This window comes from Streptococcus sp. oral taxon 058 str. F0407, assembly GCF_000235485.1.
Lineage (GTDB): Bacteria > Bacillota > Bacilli > Lactobacillales > Streptococcaceae > Streptococcus.
Genome location: NZ_JH378893.1, coordinates 3,340 through 30,291, shown reverse-complemented (window position 1 = coordinate 30,291; position 26,952 = coordinate 3,340). Strand labels below are relative to the sequence as shown.

The following is a 26,952-nucleotide window of genomic DNA, read 5'->3' as shown; positions in this document are numbered from 1 at the left end:
GATTTTAAAAGGAAACGATATGAAGAAATATATTTTTATGCGTGTATTGCGTTCATTGGTGTCTATCTTCTTGGTGACAACCTTGACCTACACGATTATCTATACGATGGTTCCTCGAAAACTGATTTTCAAGCAGGATACCAACTATAACAAGATTGCAACGACGCCAGATAAACGGGATAACTATGAAAATACCGTTTATGAGCGGATGGGCTATATCGAGTACTACGATACCAAGGAGTTGCAGGAAAAAGCTAGTAGTATTGACCCTTCTGTTACAGTAGATGCAAATGATACAAATAAAGCTATCTATGAAAAATATATCCAACAACTTGGTAATGGTTGGACTCTAGGTCAGTTCACTGAGAGTGGTCAATTCTATGCTACGCGTGAAATTCCAATTTTTGAACGTGTTTTCAAATTCTATGCCAACTTGATTGATATTGACCATACAAACAAGATTCAAGACCCTGAAAATCCAAACTTGCAACGTTATCTTCGTTTTGAAAATGATCCTGCTATTGGTTGGTCATTGGTTGGTTCAGGTACAAAACATAAATACCTTTTGTATTTCAACAATCAATTCCCATTTGTACACCAAAACTTTGTGAACATTAACTTGGGTGACTCTTACCCAACTTATGCAAACACACCAGTGCTTCAAGTTATCACACAAGGTCAAGGACAAACTAAGACATCAGAAGTTCAATTCCCTACGGGTAAAAAGACTTCGTCTGTAGATATTTACTCTCGTACCTACAAATCTCCAAGTCAAGCAGATGCGCGTGAGGTAGCCAACTATGGGAAGGGCGATCCATATACAGCTACAGAAAGCAATTATCAATACCCATCTATGATTGCAAGTTCAGCGGTTGCTGGTTTGATCGGTTTGATTATTTCTTATGCTATCGCTATTCCTCTTGGTTCTGCTATGGCTCGCCACAAGAATACTTGGATTGATAGCTTCTCTACAGGTGCCCTAACCTTCTTGCTTGCTCTTCCAACGATTGCCTTGGTTTACATCGTTCGTTTGATTGGGTCATCCATTGGTCTGCCAGACTCATTCCCTATCTTAGGTGCTGGAGATTGGCGTTCTTATGTCTTACCAGCAGTTATTCTAGGTCTGCTGGGTGCGCCAAGTACAGCTATCTGGATCCGTCGTTACATGATCGACTTGCAATCTCAAGACTTCGTCCGTTTTGCGCGTGCCAAAGGTTTGTCTGAAAAAGAAATTTCAAATAAACACATCTTTAAAAATGCAATGGTTCCTTTGGTTTCAGGTATTCCTGGTGCCGTGATCGGGGTTATTGGTGGTGCAACATTGACAGAAACCGTCTTCGCTTTCCCAGGTATGGGTAAAATGTTGATTGACTCTGTTAAGGCATCAAACAACTCAATGGTAGTTGGTCTCGTCTTTATCTTTACATGTATCTCTATCTTCTCACTCTTTGTAGGAGATATCTGGATGACCATGCTTGATCCACGTATTAAATTGACAGAGAAAGGAGGCAAATAATGTCAACAATCGGAAAAGAAAAATTTCAGTTCGTAAAACGTGACGATTTTGCCTCTGAAACAATTGATGCCCCTGCCTATTCATACTGGGGTTCTGTATTTAGACAGTTTCTAAAGAAAAAATCAACAGTTATTATGTTGGGGATTTTGGTTGCCATTATCTTGATGAGCTTTATTTATCCAATGTTCTCAGATTTTGACTTCAACGATGTAAGTAAGGTGAATGACTTTAGCGCTCGTTTTATCAAGCCCAATGCCGAACATTGGTTTGGTACAGATAGTAATGGTAAATCCTTGTTTGATGGGGTTTGGTTTGGTGCTCGTAACTCTATCCTCATCTCTGTCATTGCCACTTTTATCAACCTTGTGATCGGGGTTATTGTTGGTGGGATTTGGGGGATTTCAAAATCCGTTGACCGCGTCATGATGGAAGTTTATAACATTATTTCAAACATTCCATCTCTCTTGATTGTCATTGTCTTGACTTACTCAATTGGTGCTGGTTTCTGGAATTTGATTTTTGCCATGAGTGTGACAACTTGGATTGGGATTGCTTATATGATTCGTATCCAAATCATGCGTTACCGTGACTTGGAATACAACCTCGCTTCACAAACACTTGGAACACCAACCTTTAAAATCATCGTTAAAAATATCATGCCACAATTGGTATCTGTTATTGTTTCTACAATGACCTTGATGTTGCCAAGCTTCATCTCTTATGAAGCCTTCCTTTCCTTCTTTGGATTGGGATTACCTGTAACAGTGCCAAGTTTGGGACGTTTGATCTCAGATTACTCACAAAACGTTACGACCAACGCTTACTTGTTCTGGATTCCGTTGACAACCTTGATCTTGGTATCCCTATCTCTTTTCGTTGTTGGTCAAAACCTAGCGGACGCTAGTGATCCACGTACACATAGATAGGAGTAGACATGACAAAAGAAAATAATGTAATTTTGACTGCTCGTGATATTGTCGTGGAATTTGACGTTCGTGACAAAGTTCTGACGGCTATCCGAGGAGTTTCTCTGGACCTGATTGAAGGAGAAGTTCTTGCCTTGGTAGGTGAGTCTGGTTCTGGTAAATCTGTTTTAACAAAAACCTTTACAGGGATGTTAGAAGACAATGGACGTATTGCCCAAGGAAGCATCGACTATCGTGGACAAGACTTGACCGCCTTGAATTCTAACAAGGAATGGGAGAAGATTCGTGGTGCTAAAATTGCGACCATCTTCCAAGATCCAATGACGAGCTTGGACCCAATCAATACAATCGGTAGCCAAATCACAGAAGTTATCGTTAAACATCAAGGGAAAACAGCTAAGGAAGCCAAAGAGATGGCAATCGACTATATGAACAAGGTCGGAATTCCAGACGCTGAAAAACGTTTTGACGAGTATCCTTTCCAATATTCTGGAGGGATGCGCCAACGTATCGTTATTGCGATTGCCCTTGCCTGTCGTCCAGATATCTTGATCTGTGACGAGCCGACTACGGCCCTTGATGTAACCATTCAAGCGCAAATCATTGATTTGCTTAAAACCTTGCAAAATGAGTACCACTTTACCATTATCTTCATCACCCATGACCTTGGTGTGGTAGCAAGTATTGCCGATAAGGTAGCGGTTATGTATGCTGGGGAAATTGTAGAGTACGGTACTGTTGAGGAAGTCTTCTACGATCCACGTCATCCATATACTTGGAGTCTCTTGTCTAGCTTGCCTCAGCTCGCTGATGACAAAGGGGAATTGTACTCTATCCCAGGAACACCACCGTCTCTTTATACTGAGTTGAAAGGTGATGCTTTTGCCCTTCGTTCAGATTATGCGATGCAAATTGATTTTGAAGAGAAGGCACCTAAGTTTTCAGTCACTGATACCCACTGGGCTAAGACTTGGTTGCTTCATGAGAATGCTCCTAAAGTTGAAAAACCTGGAGTCATTGCAGATTTGCATGACAAGATTCGTGATAAAATGGGCTTTGCTCATCTAGAAGACTAGGAGGAAGGAAATGTCTGAAAAATTAGTAGAAATTAAAGATTTAGAAATTTCCTTTGGTGAAGGAAGTAAGAAGTTTGTCGCGGTTAAAAACGCCAACTTCTTTATCAACAAGGGAGAAACTTTCTCTCTTGTTGGTGAGTCTGGTAGTGGGAAAACAACGATTGGTCGTGCCATTATTGGTTTGAACAATACTAGTAAAGGTGAGATCATCTTTGATGGTCAGAAAATCAATGGGAAAAAATCTCATAAGGAATCAGCAGACTTAATCCGTCGTATTCAGATGATTTTCCAGGACCCTGCAGCAAGCTTGAATGAGCGTGCGACGGTTGACTATATCATCTCTGAAGGTCTTTACAACTACCACTTGTTTAAAGATGAAGAAGATCGGAAAGAAAAAGTTCAAAAGATGATCCATGAAGTTGGACTTTTGAAAGAACACTTGACCCGTTATCCACACGAGTTTTCTGGTGGTCAACGTCAGCGTATCGGGATTGCCCGTGCCCTTGTGATGGAACCTGATTTCGTTATTGCGGATGAACCAATCTCTGCCTTGGATGTATCAGTGCGTGCGCAAGTCTTGAACTTGCTCAAGAAGTTCCAAAAAGAGTTGGGCTTGACTTATCTCTTTATCGCGCATGACTTGTCAGTTGTTCGCTTTATCTCAGATCGTATCGCGGTTATCTATAAGGGAGTTATCGTCGAAGTGGCGGAGACAGAGGAATTGTTTAACAATCCTGTCCACCCATACACTCAAGCACTTCTATCTGCTGTACCGATTCCAGATCCAATCTTGGAACGCAAGAAGGTCTTGAAAGTTTATGATCCTGACCAACATGACTATGAGACAGATAAGCCATCTATGGTAGAAATTCGTCCAGGTCACTATGTTTGGGCTAACCAAGCGGAAGTTGCTCGATACAAAGAAGCTCTTAAAAAATAAATAGATTAGGAGAGGACCGAATGGTCTTCTCATTTTTAATAGAAAAATTCCCCTTCTACTTACTTGTAAAAGGGGAATTGTATTATAATTAACGTTTAGACCAAGTGCGTTTCATAAAGAGTAGCAAAATTGGGTAAATCTCTAAGCGGCCTGCAATCATTGCAAATGAGAGCAGGATTTTAGAGATGGGACTGAAGATGGCAAAACTAGAGGTTGTACCTAGAATCGGTCCGATATTGTTAAAACAGCTGAAGACCGCACTGGTCACGACTAGAAAATCATTGCTATCAAGACTGACGATAAAGATGAGAGAGAGAATAATCATCATATAGATGGCAAAATACTTGAGAATCTTGTGCTGGGTATCCTTATCAATTACAGTTTTATTAACATGGAGAGTCAAGACACGGTGAGGGGATAAGATGGACAGAATCTGGTTTTTGGCAATTTTTGTAAGGATGAGTCCTCTGATCACCTTAAGACCACCTGCAGTTGAGCCAGCTGAGCCACCGATTCCCATGAGGAAGAGGAGGATAAATTGGGAGAAGAGAGGCCAGTTGGTAATATCTCCGTAACCAAAACCTGTTGTCGTGATGATATTGGACACTTGGAAGAGAGCCATCTCAAAACTCTTAGACACACCTTGGTAGAGGTGGAGCGTATTAAGAGTAATCAAGCCGGTAGAAACTAGGACAATGATTACATATGCTCGTAGTTCTTCATCTCCAAAGAAGGCCTTGACCCGACGGAGCATAAGGAAGTAATACAGGTTAAAATTGACCCCGAAAACCAGGACACCAAAACTGACAAGATAGGTAATCAGGGAACTGCCATAGTGGGCAATTCCATCGTTGTAGACGGTGAATCCTCCTGTACCAGCTGTTCCCATAGCGATGACAAAACTATCGTAGAGAGGCATACCTGCTAGGTAGTAGATAATCACAAAGAGGGAGAAGAGAGCTAGATAAAGCAGATAGAGAATCTGAGCAGTGTTTTTGAGCTTGGATACAACCTTACCAAAGACAGGCCCAGGTACCTCAGCCTTCATCACCTCTAAGTGACTATTCTTAGCATTGTCCATAATAGCAAGTGCAAAGACGAGCACCCCCATCCCTCCAATCAAGTGGGTGAAACTTCGCCAGAAGAGGAGGGAACGACTGAGAACGGAAACATCGTTCAGAATAGTTGCTCCTGTAGTTGTAAAACCAGAACTGATTTCAAAGAAGGCATCAATAACACTTGGAATTTGTCCCGAAAAGACAAAGGGTAAGCCACCAAAGAAAGACCAGAGAATCCAACAGAGGGCAACGATTAAGACACCCTCCTTGGCATAAATCCGTTGATTTTTCGGTTTTCGTAAAACACCTAAACCACCGAGAAGAACTAAAATTCCAATCGTAGAAAAGAGAGCGATAAATACTTGACTGGATTCTTGATAATAGGTCGCTACACTCACAGGAACTAGGAGGAGAATAGCCTCAATCAAGAGAAGTTTTGAGAGGAGGTAACGAATCATACTTTTATTCATTTTTTACCTCTCAATCAAGTCATAAATCTTAGTGATGTTTGGCAGTAAGGTCGTCACGAGTAACTGGTCTCCGACCTCAAGTATATCCTCTCCAGTAGGGAAGATTGTTTTTCCTTTTCGGATAATGGCTGCGATGAGCACACCTTTTTTTAATTTTAGATGCGAAAGGGGCTTGGCAGTCATTTTATTGGTTTCCTTGATATGGAATTGCAGGGTTTCAATTTGGCCGTTTGCAAGATGGTGCATGGCTTGAAGATCTGAGTATTGGGCGTTTACCCGACCACGGATAAAGTGCATAATGGTATCCACTGCGATGATTTTCGGCGTGATGATACTTGAAAAATCAGGCGCATGGATAATCTCTAGAAGGCTAGTCCGATTGACTTTAGTGATGTTTTTTTGGACGCCAACACGGTCAAGGAACATGGAGGTGATGATGTTTTCCTCATCAACCCCAGTTAAGGTTGCGACTGCATCATAGCTAGGAGCACTTTCTTCGAGTAAGATGTCCTTAGCAGTTCCATCTCCTTGTACGATATAGAGATTAGGAAATTTTTCACTAAAGAAACGAGCTCTTTCAGGGTTAATCTCGATGACCTTGGTATCAATACGACTGTCTTTCAAAATGCCAAGTAGATAATAAGCGATTTTTCCAGCTCCAACGATAAGCAAGCTTTTCACTGCACGTGATTTGAAATAGTTGTGGAAAAGCATCATATCCACACGATTTCCCGTAACAAAAATCCTATCCTTGTCCTGGATAGTGACATCACCACTTGGAATCATGAGTTGATGGTCTCTTTCCATAGCACAGACAATGATGTTGCCAAATTTTTTACGGAAGTCTGAGATTGGCATTTGACAGAGCCCGCTAGAATCTTTGATAACAAACTCCATCAGGCTGACACGACCTCCAGCAAAACGCTCCACTGAGAGGGCATTAGGAAAATCGATGATATTTGAGATGGCACGGGCTGCTAAGAGTTCTGGATTAACGATAAGTGAAAATCCAAGAATATTTTTCTCTTTAAAATAAGCATTAGAGTATTCAGGATTTCGCACCCGAACGATGGTTTCTTTAGCGCCCATTTTTTTAGCCAGTACCGCTGAAATCATATTTACTTCATCGTATTCAGTTAGAGCGATAAAGATATCACACTCTTGGACACCGGCTTGCTCTAAGATAGTAAAGTCGGCACCATTTCCAAGGAGGCCCATGATATCAAAGCGACTGGCAATATGGTTCAGTACAGCTTCATTTTGCTCGATGAGGACAACGTCATGTTTTTCTGCAACTAGTGAACGACAGAGGGCAAAACCGACTTTCCCTCCACCAACAAGGACAATTTTCATATAAAAAACCTACTTTTTCATGATGTAACTATCATACCCTTTTTTAGCAAAAAATGCACTTGCCAAGGCGATTTTTAGGGGGAGAAAAGGCTTTTTCAAGTTTTTGAAGATAAATCTGCTTAACTTCTATAACAACGTCTCTGATTTGAAGTGATTTTACTCTTTTACTATCCCTTTTCAGAAATGGAATGACCAAACATGAAAATATCATCAAAAAAAGTAAAAAAATCAAGTCGTTTCTATTGACATTGATTCTGAAAGTGTTATACTAAGGAAGTAGTTTCGCTGATTTACTTCAAACCTGTTGTGAGGTAAGTTAACGACGCCTTAACCACGCTGTTTGCTGAGCTTGACTCCGGGCAGTGTGGCTATTTTTTTGCAATGATAAAAGGAAGCCAATTATGACAAATCACATTGTTTTATTTGAACCTCAGATTCCACAAAATACGGGCAACATCGCGCGTACCTGCGCTGCGACCAATTCTCCCCTCCACATCATCAAGCCAATGGGCTTTCCCATTGATGATCGCAAGATGAAGCGAGCAGGTTTGGATTATTGGGATAAGTTAGAGATTCATTTTTATGATAACTTGGCAGACTTTATGTCTCAGATGAAAGGGCAAGTTTATCTGATTTCGAAATTTGCTGAGAAAGTGTATTCTGAGGCAGATTTAGCAAGCGATGAGGACCACTATTTTCTCTTTGGACGTGAGGATAAGGGTTTGCCAGAGGACTTTATGCGTGAACATCCAGAGAAAGCTCTCCGTATCCCTATGAATGATGAACATGTTCGCAGCCTCAATGTGTCTAATACCGTCTGCATGATTGTCTATGAGGCTCTTCGTCAGCAAAATTTTGCTGGTTTAGAGCTCGTTCACACATATGAAGCGGATAAACTGAAATAAACAAAATGCTTGCACTTGCAAGCGTTTTTTGTTATGATTAAAGGGTCTTCAGGGCAGGGTGAGATTCCCGACCGGCGGTAAATTTGACTAGCTGTTTTAGCTTTCTCGTCGTTGTCTTGTCTCGATATACTTTAAGTATTATCTTTGACTGCGACGCCTAGATAAATCTAAAATACCTTAGCCAAATAAGTCCGCGAGCGCAAGCTGATGTGGTGCGATTCCACAACCGACAGTATAGTCTGGATGGGAGAAGACGAAAGAATAGCTTTGTCTGTTCGGATGAGTTTATAGATAAATTGCAACCGCTTGCTCAAAAGAGTGAGGGGGAACTTTTGGGATATAAAAAGTGAGAATAGATAGAGGGATCCTTTCCAACTTCTTCTGATTTTATAGAAAATTGGAGGAACCTGTTATGACAAACACACGTCGACTTTCGACCATTGCGATTTTATCAGCCATCTCATTTGTGCTGATGTACTTTGACTTTCCGCTTTTACCAGCGGCGACCTTCCTCAAGATCGAGTTTAGTATCTTGCCAGTCCTTGTGGGCTTGGTGGTGATGGATTTGCCTGCTGCTCTAGGGATTCTCTTGCTTCGATCACTCTTGAAGTTGCTTCTGAATAGCCAGGGAGTGAATACCTACATTGGCTTGCCAATGAATATTGTAGCCTTGGGAGTTTTTGTTATCGCTTTTGGTTTGATTTGGAAAAAGGAGCGTAGCACCCTTCGTTTCCTACTAGCATCTCTAACGGGAACTATTGGATTGACTTCTGCCATGTTGGTTCTCAACTATGTCTATGCGGTTCCTTTGTACGCGCAGTTTGCCAACTTTGATATTAGAGAAATTATAGGACTTTCTAACTACTTGATGACTATGGTTTTACCTTTTAACTTGATTGAGGGTATCATCTTTGCTGTTTCATTCTGGTTGTTAAACGTCCTCTTGAAACCAACCTTAAAACATTATGAGAGATAAACAAACATTTTTAATGAAGGGCAGTTTTGCCCTTTTACTTTTCGTCCTTCTTGGCTATATGGTTAAGTTTTACCCTGAAATGCTGGTCGGTTTTGATCAACCGATTCAGACTGTCCTTCGTGGGGACTTGCCAGATTATTTGACAGTTCTGTTCCGTGCCCTTACACGCCTGATCGATATCCCAGTGATTATCACTTGGGTTGCCATCGCAGCCTTTATCTTTTATCGTAAGCAGTGGAAGATAGAAAGCTACTTCATGCTTGGAAATCTGGCTTTGGCAGGTCTTTTAATCGTGACCTTTAAAAATATCTACCAGCGCCCACGACCAGCTATCTTACACTTGGTAGAGGAGAAGGGATTTTCCTTCCCAAGCGGCCATTCTCTGGCTGTAACCTTGATGATAGGCTCTTTGATTGTCATTCTCAGTCAACGGATGAAAGATCCAGTCTGGAGAGGAATCGTACAAATCGTCCTTGGTCTTTACCTAGTTAGTGTGTTGGTATCAAGGGTCTATCTGGGAGTTCATTATCCATCAGATGTCCTTGCCAGTCTCTGTGTGGGCTTGGGAGTCCTGTTTATCGAATTTCCCTTCTATGACAAGCTTCGCTTCCAATGGCGATTTAAAGGTAAGCAGAAGTGAGATAGGTCTTGCAAGAATGGTAAAAATCTGATAAACTAAATAGTAATTGAATAGGAATCTGCAAGACTAGTAACTCAAGGGAAGTATATCAGGGAGGAGAGCCGTGACTGCAAGCTCTCTATATGAAAGCTGGGTGAATTCACTTGTGCATGGATTTAGAAATGAAGGTCTGACTTGTCAGATGAAACGGATGGTACCGCGTGTCAACGCTCCGAGTGGAGTTTTTGGCATGTGGTTTTCTTTTTATCTACGAGAGAATGATGGAGGAATTATGTCAACTATTGAAGAACAACTAAAAGCGCTTCGCGAAGAAACGCTAGCAAGCTTGAAGCAGATTTCTGCTGAAAATGAAAAAGAGATGCAAGACTTGCGTGTCTCTGTCCTTGGTAAAAAGGGTTCGCTTACTGAAATCCTCAAAGGGATGAAAGATGTCTCTGCTGAGATGCGTCCAATTATCGGAAAACACGTCAATGAAGCTCGTGATGTCTTGACAGCAGCCTTCGAAGAAACAGCTAAGCTTTTGGAAGAAAAGAAAGTCGCGGCTCAACTTGCTAGCGAGAGCATCGATGTGACGCTTCCAGGCCGTCCAGTTGCGACTGGTCACCGTCACGTTCTCACACAAACTAGTGAAGAAATCGAAGATATTTTTATTGGGATGGGGTACCAAGTCGTGGATGGTTTTGAAGTGGAGCAAGACTACTATAACTTTGAACGTATGAACCTTCCAAAAGACCACCCAGCTCGTGATATGCAGGACACTTTTTATATCACAGAAGAAATCTTACTTCGTACCCACACGTCTCCAGTTCAGGCGCGTGCTATGGATGCCCATGATTTCTCTAAAGGTCCTTTGAAAATGATCTCACCAGGACGTGTCTTCCGCCGTGATACGGACGATGCAACCCATAGTCACCAATTCCACCAAATCGAAGGCTTGGTTGTCGGGAAAAACATCTCTATGGCTGATCTTCAAGGAACGCTTCAGTTGATTGTTCAAAAGATGTTTGGGGAAGAGCGTCAAATTCGTTTGCGTCCATCCTATTTCCCATTCACTGAGCCATCTGTTGAGGTGGATGTTTCCTGCTTCAAGTGTGGCGGAGAAGGCTGTAACGTATGTAAGAAAACGGGTTGGATCGAAATCATGGGGGCCGGTATGGTTCACCCACGTGTCCTTGAGATGAGTGGTATCGATGCGACCGTTTATTCTGGATTTGCCTTTGGTCTTGGACAAGAGCGTGTAGCTATGCTCCGTTATGGTATCAACGATATCCGTGGCTTCTACCAAGGAGATATCCGCTTCTCAGAACAGTTTAAATAAGATTGAAACGCGAGGATATTTTATGATTTCGGAACAAAACTATAACAAACTTTTAGAGAAGTTTGGTGATATATCTTCATTTGCGATTTATAAAGAATCTAAAAATAATGATAAAGCAACATCTGAAAATATATCCTATGAAGAAGCTATTGAAAATCATCAAAAAGACTACATAAATCCTTCTAATATAATACTTATGGTAAACCCCTCTGCTAAAAGAGAACAATCCCCTGATAGTAATTTTTCTTCATTTCATCATTCAAATATTAATGATCGTCATTTAAGATTCTTAACTATGAAAACAAGTACATTTTGGAGGAATCTATACGGATCATATGTAACTGATCTATTTTCTGATGTTGTCGAATCTGTAATGGATAATTTAATTTCGGCAGTAAAGGATGATAATAAAAAGGACTACAGAAAACAATCGTATAAAAAATTAATCGAACAATTAGAAATATTGTCCCAGGATTCAAAAGAAGAAAAGTTAAATATATATGTTTGTGGTGCTTTGTCGAAGAGTAAGCGTAAAGATTTTATTTTTTTTATAGAAGAATTAATAGAAGAAATTTCAGAAAACTCAGATTTAAATATTGAACTTAGTTTTTATGCTGTTTATCATCCTGGTTATCAAAATTTAAAAAAATTAATTCAAGGTGGTTGTGAAAAAATAGTTAAGCATTCTATGAAGGTTGAATGAAATAGTTCTTAATTGGGAAGTTAAGTTTTACTATTTAAATGTAACTTTATAGAAAGAGTTTGTTCACAGAGTTGTGGCTAAAAACTTTTATTCTATAGAGATGGTAAGAGATAAGAGCTCTTCCTAAGACAGCCTCGGGCTGGAAAACACAAAATGAAAGGATCTAAACGAGGGCCAAAAGAAATCTAGGAAAGTCATCTAGATTTCAGCATAGCCCTTGGTATCTTACATATGTTAGTTAGTTATAAATGGTTAAAAGAATTGGTGGACATTGATGTGCCATCACAAGAGTTGGCTGAAAAAATGTCAACCACAGGGATCGAGGTAGAAGGTGTCGAATCACCTGCTGCCGGTCTCTCAAAAATTGTCGTCGGTGAGGTCTTGTCTTGCGAAGATGTGCCAGAAACTCACCTCCATGTTTGTCAGGTTAATGTTGGCGAAGAAGAAGCCCGCCAAATCGTCTGTGGTGCTCCAAATGTGCGTGCAGGCATCAAGGTCATGGTGGCTCTTCCAGGAGCTCGTATCGCTGACAACTATAAAATCAAAAAAGGGAAAATCCGTGGCTTGGAGTCGCTTGGGATGATCTGTTCACTTGGTGAATTGGGGATTTCTGACTCAGTTGTGCCAAAGGAATTTGCAGATGGCATTCAAATCTTGCCTCAAGATGCAGTTCCTGGGGACGAAGTCTTTTCTTACCTAGACTTGGATGATGAAATCATCGAACTTTCTATCACACCAAACCGTGCAGATGCTCTATCTATGCGGGGCGTAGCGCACGAAGTGGCAGCCATCTATGACAAGGCGATCAGCTTTAAAGAATTCAGTTTAACAGAAACCAATGAAAGTGCAGCAGATGCTCTTTCTGTCAACATTGACACAGACAAGGCTCCTTACTATGCAGCCCGTATCTTGGACAATGTAACCATCGCACCAAGTCCACAATGGTTGCAAAATCTCCTCATGAACGAAGGTATCCGCCCCATCAATAACGTAGTGGACGTGACCAACTATATCCTGCTATACTTTGGTCAACCTATGCATGCCTTTGACTTGGATACCTTTGAAGGGACTGACATCCGTGTGCGTGAAGCGCGTGCTGGTGAGAAATTGGTGACCTTGGATGGTGAAGAACGTGATTTGGAAACAAATGACCTAGTCATTACTGTGGCTGACAAACCAGTAGCCCTTGCAGGTGTCATGGGTGGTCAAGCAACAGAAATCTCTGAGAACTCTAGTCGTGTTGTCCTTGAAGCAGCTGTTTTCAATGGAAAATCTATCCGTAAGACCAGTGGTCGTCTTAACCTACGCTCTGAGTCATCTTCTCGCTTTGAAAAAGGGATCAATGTGGCAACTGTTAACGAAGCCCTTGATGCTGCAGCTAGCCTGATTGCGGAACTTGCCGGTGCGACGGTGCGTAAAGGCATCGTTTCAGCTGGTGAACTTGATACTTCTGATGTGGAGGTTTCTTCAACTCTTGCAGACGTTAACCGTGTCCTCGGTACAGAGCTTTCATACTCTGATGTGGAAGATGTCTTCCGTCGCCTTGGCTTTGGCCTTTCTGGAAATGCGGAAGCCTTCACTGTCAGTGTTCCACGTCGTCGTTGGGATATCACTATCGAAGCCGACCTCTTTGAAGAAATCGCTCGTATCTATGGGTATGACCGCTTGCCAACCAGTCTTCCCAAAGATGACGGTACAGCTGGTGAATTGACAGCGACACAAAAACTTCGTCGCCAAGTCCGTACTATCGCTGAAGGGGCAGGCTTGACAGAGATCATCACTTACGCTTTAACAACTCCTGAAAAAGCAGTTGAGTTCACAGCTCAACCAAGCAACCTTACGGAACTCATGTGGCCAATGACAGTGGACCGTTCTGTCCTCCGTCAAAATATGGTCTCAGGTATCCTTGATACAGTTGCTTACAACGTAGCGCGTAAGAACAAAAACTTGGCTCTTTACGAGATTGGAAAAGTCTTTGAACAAACAGGCAATCCCAAAGAAGACCTACCAAACGAAATCAACAGCTTTGCCTTTGCCTTGACAGGATTGGTCGCAGAAAAAGACTTCCAAACAGCAGCGGTTCCAGTTGATTTCTTCTATGCTAAGGGAATCCTTGAAGCCCTCTTTGCTCGTTTGGGACTCCAAGTGACCTATACTGCAACTTCTGAAATCGCTAGCCTTCACCCAGGACGTACAGCCGTGATTTCACTCGGTGACCAAGTTCTTGGTTTTCTTGGACAAGTACATCCAGTCACTGCCAAGGCTTACGATATCCCAGAAACTTATGTAGCGGAGCTCAACCTTTCAGCCATCGAAGCTGCTCTACAACCAGCGGCTCCATTCGTGGAAATCACGAAATTCCCAGCAGTCAGCCGTGATATTGCCCTTCTTCTCAAAGCAGAAACTAGCCATCAAGAAGTTGTAGACGCTATCCAAGCTGCAGGCGTGAAACGTTTGACAGATATTAAACTCTTTGACGTCTTCTCAGGTGAAAAATTGGGACTTGGCATGAAGTCAATGGCTTATAGCCTAACCTTCCAAAATCCAGAAGATAGCTTGACGGACGAAGAAGTCGCACGCTATATGGAAAAAATCCAAACTTCTCTCGAAGAAAGAGTCCATGCAGAAGTGCGTTAAAGCATCAATCCATCCTTCGGGGTGGATTTTTAGTTTCAAGAAGACAGTTCAGGATCAAAAATGAACAATTGGGGAGTAAAAGCTTTCAGCTATACTTTATTGGGTTATAATTGGTCTATCACTTGGGTACTCAAAAATCTTAGAGAGTTTAGTTTCTAAGGAAGGATGAACAAGATAAAAATGTACATAAATCCTTGTAAAGGCTATCAAAAAGGAGTATAATAAGTGCAACATATTTCGGAGGTGGAAAATGCTAGAAGTAAGAAATCTAGAGAAAAGTTTCGGTTCCAAGCAAGTCTTGTTTGGTGTAGATTTTCAAGCAAGTCCAGGACGGATTCTGGGGCTGGTCGGGAAAAATGGTTCTGGGAAAACAACGATTTTCCACAGTATTTTGAAATTTTTGGACTATCAAGGAGAGATTAGTCTGGATGGGCAGGATATTCGTCAGGAGACTTACGCTCGGATAGGTTATTTGCCTGAAGAACGCAGTCTCATGCCCAAGTTGACAGTTCTTGAGCAAGTTCGCTACTTGGCTACTCTAAAAGGCATGGATGCTAAGGAGGTCAAGGAAAAACTCCCTCAATGGATGGAAAAACTGGAAGTTAAGGGGAAATTAACAGATAAAATCAAGAGCCTCTCAAAAGGAAATCAGCAGAAAATTCAGTTGATTATCACCCTGATCCATGAACCAGACTTGATTATCCTGGATGAGCCTTTTAGTGGGCTGGATCCAGTCAATACTGAGCTGCTCAAGCAGGTCATTCTGAAAGAAAAAGAGCGTGGTGCGACCATTATCTTTTCAGACCATGTCATGACCAATGTCGAGGAGCTTTGCGATGATATTCTCATGATTCGAGATGGGCGTGTGGTCTTGCATGGACCAGTCCAAGAAGTTCGCAATCAATACGGTAAAACGCGTCTCTTTGTTTCAAGTGAACGAAGCAAGGAAGAACTGGAAAGTCTTCCTCATGTCAAACAGGTGAGCTTGACCAAGCAAGGCAGTTGGAAATTGATCTTAGATGATGAGAGTGCTGGAAGGGAACTCTTCCAAATCCTCACTCAAGGTCAATACATCGCGACCTTTGACCAACAAGCTCCAACAATCGATGAAATCTTTAAACTAGAATCAGGGGTGGAAGTATGAGAAATATGTGGGTAGTTATTAAAGAAACTTATCTGCGACATGTCAAGTCCTGGAGTTTCTTCTTTATGGTGATTTCGCCGTTTCTCTTTTTAGGATTATCTGTAGGAATCGGCTATCTCCAAGGGTCTTCTATGGCCAAGAATAGCAAGGTAGCAGTGGTAACAACTGTTCCAACTGTGGCAGAAGGGCTCAAGGGTACCAATGGCATTAACTTTGACTATCAGGATGAAGCCAGTGCCCAAGCTGCTATCAAGGATGAAAAGATCAAGGGTTATCTAACTATTGATCAAGAGGGTAGTGTCCTTAAGGCCGTCTATCACGGTGAAACTTCTCTTGAAACAGGTATCAAACTAGCAGTAACCAATAAGCTCAATGAGCTTCAATACCAACTCAATCGCTCGGCAGCTAATTTGTCTCAAGAACAGGAAAAACTCCTGGCTCAAACTGTTGACTTTACTGAGAAGATTGACGAATCCAAAGAAAATAAAAAGATGGTCCAAACCATTGCGGCTGCAGGTCTCGGCTTCTTCCTTTATATGATCTTGATTACCTATGCTAGTGTCACTGCGCAGGAAGTGGCTAGTGAAAAAGGAACCAAAATCATGGAAGTGGTCTTCTCTAGTATTCGAGCTAGCCATTATTTCTACGCTCGCATGATTGCCTTGCTTCTTGTGATTTTGACCCATGTTGGGATTTACGTCGTGGGTGGAGTTGCTGCGCTACTTCTCTTTAAAGACCTCCCTATCTTGGCCCAGTCTGGTATTTTAAACCACTTGGGAGAGGCCTTCTCACTCAATACTTTATTGTTTGTCTTAGTCAGCCTCTTTATGTACGTTGTTTTGGCAGCCTTTCTAGGTTCCATGGTTTCTCGGCCTGAGGATGCAGGCAAGGCCTTGTCGCCATTGATGATCTTGATTATAGCCGGATTTGTCGGTGTGACCTCTCTAGGTGCTGCAGGGGACAATTTGGTTTTGAAAATTGGTTCCTACATTCCTTTCATTTCAACCTTCTTTATGCCCTTCAGAGCCATTAATGGGTATGCAAATGACTTAGAAGCTTGGATTTCACTAGCGATTACAGTCGTTTTTGCAGTGACTGCAACGGTCTTTATCGGCCGCATGTATGCCAGCCTAGTCCTTCAGACAGATGACTTAGGCCTATGGAAAAGCTTTAAACGTGCCTTAGCTTACAAATAGGAGAGCCTCGCGAAAGCGAGGTTTTTCTAGACTCTAAACGGGGAAATAGATAAAATTATTTTTCATATCTATTGACTTTTAGTAGTAAAATTTGGTATGATAGTAGACGGTATTGTTTACCCCATTTGTAAGGCCCCGGAACCTTTCAAATACCCTGCGGACCGGAACATCCGCCCAGTAAACAAAAACGATATTCATATAGGAGAAATCATGAACAAAACTACATTCATGGCTAAACCAGGCCAAGTAGAACGCAAATGGTACGTTGTTGACGCAACTGATGTACCTCTTGGACGCCTTTCAGCAGTTGTTGCTAGCGTACTTCGCGGAAAAAACAAACCAACATTTACACCACACACTGATACAGGTGACTTCGTAATCGTTATCAATGCTGAAAAAGTTAAATTGACTGGTAAAAAAGCATCTGATAAGATCTATTACACTCACTCAAACCACCCAGGTGGATTGAAACAAATCTCTGCTGGTGAACTTCGTTCTAAAAATGCAGTACGTTTGATCGAGAAATCAGTTAAAGGTATGCTTCCACACAATACTCTTGGCCGCGCTCAAGGTATGAAATTGAAAGTATTTGTTGGAGCTGAGCACACTCACACTGCACAACAACCAGAAGTTCTTGATATTTCAGGACTTATCTAAGGAAAGGAACAATAAAGTATGTCACAAGCACAATATGCAGGTACTGGACGTCGTAAAAACGCTGTTGCACGCGTTCGCCTTGTTCCAGGAACTGGTAAAATCACTGTTAACAAAAAAGATGTTGAAGAGTACATCCCACACGCTGACCTTCGTCTTGTTATCAACCAACCATTCGCAGTTACTTCAACTGTAGGTTCATACGACGTTTTCGTTAACGTTGTAGGTGGTGGATACGCTGGTCAAGCAGGAGCTATCCGTCACGGTATCGCTCGTGCCCTTCTTCAAGTAGACCCAGACTTCCGCGATTCATTGAAACGCGCAGGACTTCTTACTCGTGACTCACGTAAGGTTGAGCGTAAGAAACCAGGTCTTAAGAAAGCTCGTAAAGCATCACAATTTAGTAAACGTTAATCAATACGATTATATCAACGTTTCAAACACCTCTTGGTTCCCACCAAGGGGTGTTTTTTTGATAATTTTTAGCAAAATTCACACCACTTTTTACACCATATTCACACTATTATTTTTTAAGATTGCGGTAGGCAATTTCTCCAACAGCCATTGGAATCATATTTTTATTTATGAAATCTATCATTACGAAAGATTTCATGGAATCGGATAAATATGTAGCGAAATAAGGGAAAGGAATCGCACATTGTGGCTTCCTAGACTAGGAAACATCTAGGGTTTCTTCTCAATTAAAAACTAAAAACGATTTTGGAACTTGATTTTTTCATAGGAAATGTAAGAATTGGAGTTTTGCAGGTTTCAGGAGGCATCTATCACAAGGGAGTTTAGACAAAAAGTCAGAGTCAGCTCAAACAGTCGTTAAAAGAGGAGCCCATTCTTATTTGGAGTGGGCTCCTCTTTTCTGTTAAAAAAGTAGATATCAAACAGGTAATGAAACGATATACATGTATATGATACCAAAATATCTTAATAAAAGTATAATTTAAAAGGATAGTGCATTTACAAGGGCTATCGGGATCTGATATAATGATAATATGGGAGAGGTTACATGAAAATTTTAAGGTTTAGTTTATCATTAATTGCAATGGTTGCAGTTTTATTTTTAGGTCTAAAAATCTTGGATGGATTTGAACAGAAAGCTGTAGAGAAGCATTCCCAAAATGCAGTAGAGACGAGGTTTCATCAGAATCCCGATGTCTTTGCTTGGCTAACAGTCGAAGGGACTCGAATTGATTATCCAGTCGCTCAACATTCAAGGGATGATACTTATTATCTATCTCACGATATAGATGGTGAAGAGACCTATTATGGAGCCATATTCACAGAGCTGGTTAACAAAAAAACATTTGAAGATCCTGTCACGATTATCTATGGGCATGCTATGCTAGATGATTCTATGTTCGGGTCTTTAGATTATTTTGCGAAGCCAGCTTTTTTTAACGAACATGAGAGCATCAAAATTGACACGTTGACTCAACATTTTGAATATGAGGTGCTGGCAGCCCATTCTTATACAGATGATCATCTTTTTTATACATTCGAATTAGGAAGTCGAGAAGGTCTCCGATATTATTTAGATACATTACAGATAAGAACGTCAGACTATGGGGGATTCTATCGCCAGATAGCCACTGACCCCCAAAAAGATCGGTTTTTAATCTTATCAACCTGCGATGTTGCTGGAAATGATCAACGATTTGTGGTTACTGCTCGTTTAAAAAGTGTCAAAGAAAGGACAAGTAAATCATGAAAATATTAAGACTCTCAAGATTTTGGAGACTAGCTACTGGCTTACTGTTTTTAGGAGTGGGGCAACGCCTTCTATTTACAGGTGCGATTTCCCCTGTGGTAGTTGAGGAAAGTTTATCACTCATTCTGATCTTACTCAGCCTTCTATTTTTAATGATAGGAACGGTTCTTATTTTTCCAATAGCGATCTGGTTTTATAAGCAGTATCGATCAGATAAACGTTTAAATCACACTATTCTGGTTTACTTGTTTAGTGCGATTTTATGTGGCATTCTCATCGGAGGCTTGGGTCAAGTTTTATACGATAATACGAGTTTGGAGTATGATCATGCTAAGATTGCGATTTGGGCTTTTACCACAATTATACAAACTTTTCTTAAATTAATCTTATCCTATAGTCTGGTTAGTATTTACAAAGCTTTACCAATTAAAAGTAGGGTAGATCAATTGCGACTACCTGTTCTGGTATCCATGCTTCTTGTTGCCTTTTGTTTAGCTATTGCTGTTTGGTTCCCAATATTAGGTTCTTTCGTTTTATCCATCGGTGATGCTCTTATTTTAATTTTTACACTTTATTATTTTATTTATCTTACAAAGGAGAATTATGATGAAAAGACTTCGTAAGACCATACAGTGGTTATTATTACTGAGTTTATTTATTTCTAACACCCCACTTATTTATGCGGAAGAAATAAGCCATGCAATCAAGCAAGGTCAGGCGGAGGCCGCTTATAAAAAAGCTGTCACAGAGGCGAGTAGCCAGACTGTAGGTTCTGAGAATGCGAATACGGAACATTCGACGAGCTCTGATGCTTCAAAACCAGCAAAAGATGGTGGAGATGCCCTACAACAACCAAAGGTGGTCAATGAAGAGAGTAAGGCAGAGGCAGAACTAAAGAAACAATATGGAGAACCAGTAGCGGTTAGTGGGCAAGAACAACTGTTTCGGGTGGATGAAACTCACTTTGTGACGCATATTGGGAGTGATATTAAAACCTATATTGACCAAGAAGGGGTGGAAGTTCCTGTTGACTTATCTCTCTATTCTTATCATGCCAATGGAAAACACTATTATCTACCTAAAGAATCTCCAGTAGGCGTAGTTCTTCCGAGCGAAGTCAAAGAAGAAACCCCTATTGATATTACACATAAGGATGACAAAATTTCCCTCTATCCGCTTGATAAAACGTATGATTAGGCAACTGTAGAAAAGAATGCCATCTTATACAATAACGTTGATGGCAAAACAGATGTGCAATATACGGTACAGTCTAATGGTGTTAAAGAAGAGATTATCTTAGCAGAGTGGGGTGGGAAGAACTCCTTTACTTATGGTTTAGATGCATCTAAGTATGATGTTTCTTTGAAAGACAATCAAATCCTTGTTCGCGAAAAGGGCAAAGCGAAGATCCTATTTGTACTAACTGCCCCAATGATGGTGGATAGTGCTGGTGCTACTAGTAATGCTTTAACTCTTGGCTTGAAAAAAGGAGATGGGCGTCATGAAGTGACAGTCACAGCTAGTAAAGAGTGGTTGTCTGCCTCAGACCGTAAGTATCCTGTTCGGATCGACCCAACTGTAACGGTTCCAAGAGAAAAAATCCTTGATGTTGTGACTTCATCCGTACATGGTCAGTACCAAGGTTATGCCTATGGATATGTTGGGTATATGACAGCTGAGATGATGGGGATGGCTGGTATTCCAGGTGTTCGTGATATCGGTCGCGCAAGGATGTACTTTAAGATTAACTACGATTTTCAAAAGAGTATTCCTAAAGAAGCGCGTATCGATAGTGCAAGTCTAAATATTTATGAATACACTGCTCCAGATTCTCAATCAACCCAGTTTGCGGCATACCGTTTGAAACAAGATTTTGATATCAATACCCTCACGTGGGATACTTCTGTGGGTCTTGATATGGAAATTGCAGGAAAGAATGCGACCAGTGGTAAGAAGATAGGGATGCATAACTTTGATATCCGTGAGACTGTAAATGCATGGGTTCAAGGTTTGGAACCAAACTATGGTCTAGTTGTAGCTGCAACCGACGAAGGTTCAGATGGCGGTGCCTTCTATACAACTGAAGCTACTGCAGATAATGCAGGACAGATTGGGTTTACCCCAGACAAGGCTCCGAGTTTGACGATTAATTGGTCTGTTCCAGATCCGGTTGATGTCAATTATCCAATTGGGAACACTACCATCAATCTTCGGACTATGGTGAAAACAGATAAGAAAGGAAAACTGCAATTTCAGGGAGTCTTTGCGGATGGTCTGACAACACCGGGTGCTCAGGTTGATTATAACCTTAGTGACACTGCGAAAGACTACAAGGGTCAAAGTTCTGCAAGTTTTTCTTACAAATACCCTGATAGTAGTTCCTTTGATGCAGCCTTTGAAAAAGGAACAACTAAATATAAAGACAAGCTCTCAAACTGGCAGACCCAGGTACCTTTTACAGAACCTGAACTAAACAAGGTTTATACGATTGACGCAGAGAGTAAAAAGGATGGTCAGACCAGCGGTAAAAAATCAAGCGATACTTTCTTGATTTACAAAGTTACCCAGTTTGATACCCTTCCAAAGATTGCGGCTTACTATGGAGTACCACTGAATCAACTTGCTTACGATAATCGTATCCAAGATATGATGGTTGTACAAAATAATACCCTTTTTATTCGCAATCCAAGAAAGAATGCTGATAAACCTTATAATCCACCAGCATTAACATCTAATACCAAGGCAGAAATAGACAGGCTTTTAATGGGTCGAGGTCTTCACTGTGAGTTTGGATTTGAACCTATCAATCTAAACACGGGGAATTTCTACCTAGATCGAACAGATGTTTCTATCACAGATGTTGACGGCAAGTTCGAAATTACTCGCGCCTATAACTCTAAAGCAGCAGGTATCAATAGTCTCTTTGGTCGTGGTTGGTCATTTGCCTTTAATGAGCAGTTATCGAGCGATGAAGACCAAAATCTTTACTATACTCGTACAGATGGATCTATTCTTAAGTTTACGAAAGATGGTGATAAATATCGTTCTCCAAGCGGTTATGATCTGACTCTCGAGGTAAAAACAGTTGAAACGAAGAAAGGTGACTTTGGCGGAGACGAAAAAGAAGACTACGATGTTAAGGAATACCGAGTTGTTGATCACAATCATCAAGAGAAAATTTTCAACTATCACGGCCTCTTAACGAGTCAGACGGATGAAAAAGGCAATAAAACAAACTTTGATTATAATGAAAATTATCAGCTGACCAAGATTACATCCCCTACAGGCTTGGTTTATAGTATCACCTATAACTCAGAGGGCTATATAGGTGCGATTCAAATCCCAAATGGTTCAACTTTGACCTATGAATACGACACGAATGGTCATTTGATTACCTATACAGATGCGACGGGAGTTCCTACTCGTTATGAATATGACGATAAGGGACGTATGACAGCCTGGTATGATGGAAATGGGACCAAGGTTATCCAAAACGAATATGATGAGGAAAATCGTGTCACCAAGCAAACAGATGGTGCAGGTGCTGTTTCAACTCTTTCTTATAGTGAAGGTCAGACGATCACTACCGATGGAAATGGCAATCAAACCGTATATACTTACGATGAGCAATATCGTACAACGGGCATTCGCTATGCCGATGGAACTAGTGTCTCAAAAACGTATGATGACAACAACCGTCTGTCAAGCGTGACGAATGAAGCGGGGCAAACAACTCGCTACACTTATGACAGCAATGGTAATACCTTGACAGAAACGCGTTTTGACGGTGCAGTAAAAACTTCTAGCTATGATGAGAAGAACCATCTTCTATCTCTCACTGATTTTAGTGGTGCATCGACTGCCCATAGTTATGATGCAAATGGCAATCTAATTCAGACGACATTGCCAGATGGGTCTAAGATTGCTTATACTGTCGATCAGCAAGGGCGTATCTTATCTACGACAGATGCAGCTGGCCACACAACTTCCTTTGCCTATCAAGGTGCGAATCTGGTAAGCATTACCAATCCTTTAGGAGGCGTATCAACCTTTACCTACAATGCACACAATCAAGTCACTAGCATTACGAATCCTCTCGGTGGGGCAAAAACCTTTACCTATGATGCAGAAGGTCGCAAGCTGAGCGAAAAAGATGCTGATGGTGTTGGAACTAGTCATACTTTTGACAAGGCAGGTCAAGTGACAGCTGTGACAGAAGGCAATGGTAACACGACTACCTTCACCTATGATGGTTTCGGCCGTAAAGTCGGTGCTTCGAATGGAGAAGGAGGGAACTATAGCTACACTTATGATGGTGTTGGGAATCAGCTTTCCGTTACCGATGCAGAAGGTCGAACCACAAGCTATACATATGATAGCAAAGGTCGTTTCCTAACAGAAACCAATGCTTCAGGTCAAACGACTACTGTTACTCGTGATGCACTGGGTCGAATTGTCACTCGAATCAATGAAGCAGGCAATAGCAGTAGCTTGACTTATGATGATAGAAACAATGCCGTTAAAACTATCACAGATGCTCTGGGGCAAGTTACTCAAAACACTTATGACGTAGCAGGCAAGTTAACGTCAGTTTCTTACCCAATCGGTACAAAGGCAGAAACTACTTATGATATCATGGGTCGTGTGCTATCCTACACCGATGAAGCAGGTCAAACAGTTACCTACACCTATGACAGTGTAGGTAACAAACTCAGTGAAACCAAAGGAAAAAAGACTACTAGATATAGCTATGATGCAGCGGGAAACGTGACTGGTGTTACCTACCCAGATGGTAGCAGTGTTTCCTATGTGTTGGATGCGATGGGGAATATCCTGTCCATGACAGATGCTCTTGGAAAAGAAACGACTTATGAATACAGCAAGGCAGGGCGCCTAATCGCAACGACCAATGCCTTGGGTCACCGCACAAGCATGACCTATGATGCCAATGGCAATCAAAATAGCCTAACAGATGCGGCAGGTTATACTGCTAGCACGACCTATACAGGTCAAAATCAAGTTTCCAGTATTACAGATGGTTTAGGCAATAAAACCACGATGGCCTATAACCAGATGGAACAGTTGACAGAGTTGACAGATGCCTTGGGTGGCAAGACTCAGTACACCTATAATGAACTGGGCTATCCGATTCAGGTCACCGATGCCAATGGTCATGTCACGAAGATGACCTATACCTCAACGGCTCAACTGGAGGAAGTGACTCTTCCAGACGGAACTACTGTAAAGCAAGAATACGATGCCCTTGATCGTCTCATCAAGCAGACGCATTCTAGTGGCTTGGTGACGGAGTATAGCTACGATGCCGCCAACCGTGTAGTGAACAAAAAAGATAATCAGGATCTCAATGAGACCTACACCTACGATAAGGCAGGAAATCGTCTCACTTTAACAAACAGCTTGGGTGAGGTTACTCAATACAGCTATAATAGTGACAACCAACTGACTAAGGTGGTCTACGCAGATAAGACCAGCGAAACCTTTACCTATGATGTCATGGGCAATGTCGCAAGTTCAACCGACCAAGAAGGAAAGACCAAGACCTATCACTATGATCAAAATGGTAATCTGCTTAAGACCGTCGATCATTTAAAACGTGAAACCAAGTATAGCTACGATGCTCTCAACAGAGTGGTGACAGAGTCGGATGCCGATGGCAATACCTCTACTTACGAATATGATGTCCTTGGCAACCTATCTAAAATGACCGATGCCAATGGTCATTCAAGTAGCTATGGGTATGATGCCAATAAGAAATTGGTACTCTATACAGATCCAAATGGTCAAGCGACAGCCTTTAAGTACGACCCATTAGGACGAATCATTGAAACAGTAGCTCCGACAGGAAGCAAGCAAAGTTTCAGCTATGATGCTTTGGGAAATCGCTTGAGTGAAACCAGTGGTGAAGGTCATACAACGACCTACAGCTATGACAGTATGAACCGTGTCAGCAGCAAGAAACGTCCAACAGGTGGAGTGACTCAGTATGCCTATGATGCTACAGGTAGCTTGGCAAAAGAAACAGATGCCAACGGTCATAGCACCAACTATGTCAATGACCTTTATGGCCGTGTGACCAAACGTACTCTGCCAAATGAGGCAGCTTACACCTACGCCTATGATGCCTTGGGCCGTCTCACCAAGCAAACAGGTTCACAAGGGCTATCGAAAACCTATAGCTATGATGTGTCTGGAAACTTGGTGAAAGAGACAGACCAATCTGATCGAAGCAATCACTATAGCTATGACAAAGTTGGTCGTCTCTTAACGGCTAAGAACGCCCTTGACCTTGAAACCAAGTATAGCTACGATGAAGCGGGGAATCTAACCAAACTGACCAAGCCATCCGGTGCTACAACCACTTTTGACTATACGACCCTCGATCAACTAAAAACGATCAAAACGCCAACCGGTCGAACAGTGGAGTCAAGCTATGACCCAGTCGGTCAAGTGACCAAACGAACCATCAATGGCAAACGCGAAACGACTTATACCTATGACCCGAATGGCAATCTCCTTGAGGAGACGAATCCTCTCGGTCAAGTAACCAAGCGAACCTATGATAGTCTTAATCGACTCACCTCAGAAAGTGATGCGGCAGGCCAGTGGACTAAATATGGCTATGACCAAGATAACCATCTCACGAAGATTACAGATGAGGCTGGTGGCGTCGCAAGCATGACCTATGATGCCAATGGCAACCTCACTAGTGTCACATCTGGAAGCAAGCGTGTCAAGACCTACACCTATGACCTAAAGGATCAGTTGCTTACAGCGACACAAGGAAGTGGAGAGAAGGCTTCTACCTCTAGCTATACCTACGATAGTGTGGGCAATGTCACTTCGGTCACGAATGGAAATGGCAAGGTCACAAGCTACAGCTATGATCAGCTTTCCAATCTAGTGGAGCGCATGACCAGCCTCGGAGACAAGGAAACCTATACCTACAATGTCAATAACCAGCTCGAAAAAGTAACCAAGTCCGATGGGAAAACCATCAGCTACGACTACAACAAGCTAGATCAACTGCTCAAGGTGGAGTACTCTGAAAAGCAAGATGGTCAAGTCCTCTACACCTATGATGCGGATGGCCGTCGGGTGTCTATGAGTGACCTGACAGGAACTAGTCAGTACGCGACCAACGAAGAAGGCGAGATCACGGGTGTTCGTCAGGGAGATGGTAGTCTGATCCAGTACGAGTATGATGCTTATGGCAACATCTCGAAGATGATTTACCCAGATGGCAGTACAGTTTCCTACACTTACGATGAACTGGATCGCCTGACTTCCGTGACAGATGTCAAGGGACAAAAGACCAGCTATAGCTACAACACAGCAGGGGATCTGACGGAAGTTAATCGAGGAGATGGGACTAAGAGCTTCTTGACCTATGACAAGGCTCACCGCCTCACCGAACTCCGTCACATGGACAAGCAGGATAAGCTCATCTCCAGCTACGGCTATGAGTATGACGATGGAGGCTATATCGCCAAGGAAACCATTAAGCAGGATGGCGAAACCCTAGTCCATACCTATACCTACGATACTCTGGGTCAAGTGGAAAACATGACCGTATCGGATGCATCTGGTAAGGAACTCTCCAAGCTCTCCTACACCTATGACCTAGCGGGCAATAAACTGACCAGCACCGAGACAGTCGATGGCAAGGAGAGCCAGACACGCTTTACCTATGATGACC

20 protein-coding genes and 1 riboswitch are annotated in these 26,952 nt (G+C 41.9%); of the genes, 18 read left to right on the top strand and 2 right to left on the bottom strand.

The genetic code is table 11. The annotated features are described in order from the left end of the window. Window positions 1-19 precede the first annotated feature (19 nt). From HMPREF9184_RS09155 to HMPREF9184_RS09140, 4 genes are read left to right on the top strand one after another with little or no spacing between them, the layout of a single operon-like run. Window positions 20-1,516, top strand: a complete 1,497-nt coding sequence (locus HMPREF9184_RS09155) for an ABC transporter permease (protein ID WP_000759919.1) — start codon at window positions 20-22, stop codon at window positions 1,514-1,516. Next, the gene (gene oppC, locus HMPREF9184_RS09150; protein ID WP_000103935.1) at window positions 1,516-2,442 is read left to right on the top strand and encodes an oligopeptide ABC transporter permease OppC; all 927 of its coding nucleotides are present in this window, start codon (window positions 1,516-1,518) and stop codon (window positions 2,440-2,442) included. The genes HMPREF9184_RS09155 and oppC overlap by 1 nt, the downstream gene beginning before the upstream one ends. Window positions 2,443-2,450: 8 nt before the next feature. Then, window positions 2,451-3,518 carry an ABC transporter ATP-binding protein gene (locus HMPREF9184_RS09145; protein WP_000159696.1) on the top strand — a complete coding sequence of 356 codons (1,068 nt, stop codon included), beginning with the start codon at window positions 2,451-2,453 and terminating at the stop codon, window positions 3,516-3,518. 10 nt (window positions 3,519-3,528) lie between these two features. Continuing rightward, entirely contained in the window at window positions 3,529-4,458 is a 930-nt protein-coding gene (locus HMPREF9184_RS09140; protein WP_001291315.1) for an ATP-binding cassette domain-containing protein, read from the top strand. An 88-nt stretch (window positions 4,459-4,546) separates the two neighbouring features. On the opposite strand, the gene HMPREF9184_RS09135 is transcribed toward HMPREF9184_RS09140, so the two are convergent. Next, on the bottom strand, window positions 4,547-5,986 hold the full coding sequence (locus tag HMPREF9184_RS09135) for a TrkH family potassium uptake protein (protein WP_001043416.1): 1,440 nt from the start codon (window positions 5,984-5,986) through the stop codon (window positions 4,547-4,549). Between the two features lie 3 nt (window positions 5,987-5,989). Further along, complete coding sequence (gene trkA, locus HMPREF9184_RS09130; protein ID WP_000706807.1) at window positions 5,990-7,339, bottom strand: Trk system potassium transporter TrkA; 1,350 nt, start codon at window positions 7,337-7,339, stop codon at window positions 5,990-5,992. 401 nt (window positions 7,340-7,740) lie between these two features. Here trkA and HMPREF9184_RS09125 point away from each other — a divergent pair, with 401 nt between their 5' ends. The 14 genes from HMPREF9184_RS09125 to HMPREF9184_RS09065 form a co-directional block, all read left to right on the top strand. After that, window positions 7,741-8,244, top strand: coding sequence for a tRNA (cytidine(34)-2'-O)-methyltransferase (locus tag HMPREF9184_RS09125; RefSeq protein ID WP_000181360.1), 504 nt, complete (start codon window positions 7,741-7,743; stop codon window positions 8,242-8,244). A gap of 40 nt (window positions 8,245-8,284) precedes the next feature. After that, a riboswitch (FMN riboswitch) is annotated at window positions 8,285-8,503 on the top strand. Window positions 8,504-8,656: 153 nt separating this feature from the next. After that, window positions 8,657-9,220: an ECF transporter S component gene (locus HMPREF9184_RS09120; RefSeq protein WP_000185845.1), complete on the top strand. Its 564-nt coding sequence runs from the start codon at window positions 8,657-8,659 to the stop codon at window positions 9,218-9,220. Beyond that, window positions 9,210-9,860, top strand: coding sequence for a phosphatase PAP2 family protein (locus tag HMPREF9184_RS09115; protein ID WP_009444427.1), 651 nt, complete (start codon window positions 9,210-9,212; stop codon window positions 9,858-9,860). Before HMPREF9184_RS09120 ends, HMPREF9184_RS09115 begins: the two co-directional genes overlap by 11 nt. Window positions 9,861-10,131: 271 nt before the next feature. Next, window positions 10,132-11,178, top strand: coding sequence for a phenylalanine--tRNA ligase subunit alpha (gene pheS / locus HMPREF9184_RS09110; RefSeq protein WP_000103735.1), 1,047 nt, complete (start codon window positions 10,132-10,134; stop codon window positions 11,176-11,178). 22 nt (window positions 11,179-11,200) lie between these two features. Next, the gene (locus HMPREF9184_RS09105; RefSeq protein ID WP_000622617.1) at window positions 11,201-11,881 is read left to right on the top strand and encodes a hypothetical protein; all 681 of its coding nucleotides are present in this window, start codon (window positions 11,201-11,203) and stop codon (window positions 11,879-11,881) included. Window positions 11,882-12,112: 231 nt separating this feature from the next. Next, entirely contained in the window at window positions 12,113-14,518 is a 2,406-nt protein-coding gene (pheT, locus tag HMPREF9184_RS09100) for a phenylalanine--tRNA ligase subunit beta (protein ID WP_009444425.1), read from the top strand. 250 nt (window positions 14,519-14,768) lie between these two features. Continuing rightward, the gene (locus HMPREF9184_RS09095) at window positions 14,769-15,662 is read left to right on the top strand and encodes an ABC transporter ATP-binding protein (RefSeq protein ID WP_000895275.1); all 894 of its coding nucleotides are present in this window, start codon (window positions 14,769-14,771) and stop codon (window positions 15,660-15,662) included. Then, window positions 15,659-16,858, top strand: coding sequence for an ABC transporter permease (locus tag HMPREF9184_RS09090; RefSeq protein WP_001245385.1), 1,200 nt, complete (start codon window positions 15,659-15,661; stop codon window positions 16,856-16,858). Before HMPREF9184_RS09095 ends, HMPREF9184_RS09090 begins: the two co-directional genes overlap by 4 nt. Before the next feature lie 210 nt (window positions 16,859-17,068). Further along, a complete protein-coding gene (gene rplM / locus HMPREF9184_RS09085; RefSeq protein ID WP_033586134.1) occupies window positions 17,069-17,515 on the top strand; it encodes a 50S ribosomal protein L13 in 447 nt (148 codons plus the stop codon). 18 nt (window positions 17,516-17,533) lie between these two features. Continuing rightward, on the top strand, window positions 17,534-17,926 hold the full coding sequence (rpsI, locus tag HMPREF9184_RS09080; RefSeq protein ID WP_000075969.1) for a 30S ribosomal protein S9: 393 nt from the start codon (window positions 17,534-17,536) through the stop codon (window positions 17,924-17,926). A gap of 607 nt (window positions 17,927-18,533) precedes the next feature. Then, window positions 18,534-19,235, top strand: coding sequence for a class B sortase (locus HMPREF9184_RS09075; protein ID WP_000698674.1), 702 nt, complete (start codon window positions 18,534-18,536; stop codon window positions 19,233-19,235). After that, window positions 19,232-19,858 carry a hypothetical protein gene (locus tag HMPREF9184_RS09070; protein ID WP_000698734.1) on the top strand — a complete coding sequence of 209 codons (627 nt, stop codon included), beginning with the start codon at window positions 19,232-19,234 and terminating at the stop codon, window positions 19,856-19,858. The genes HMPREF9184_RS09075 and HMPREF9184_RS09070 overlap by 4 nt, the downstream gene beginning before the upstream one ends. Continuing rightward, window positions 19,839-20,432: a hypothetical protein gene (locus tag HMPREF9184_RS10005; protein WP_009444424.1), complete on the top strand. Its 594-nt coding sequence runs from the start codon at window positions 19,839-19,841 to the stop codon at window positions 20,430-20,432. Before HMPREF9184_RS09070 ends, HMPREF9184_RS10005 begins: the two co-directional genes overlap by 20 nt. A 54-nt stretch (window positions 20,433-20,486) precedes the next feature. Then, window positions 20,487-26,952 (top strand): DNRLRE domain-containing protein (locus HMPREF9184_RS09065; protein ID WP_009444422.1); only part of this gene is annotated, 6,466 nt, incomplete at its 3' end.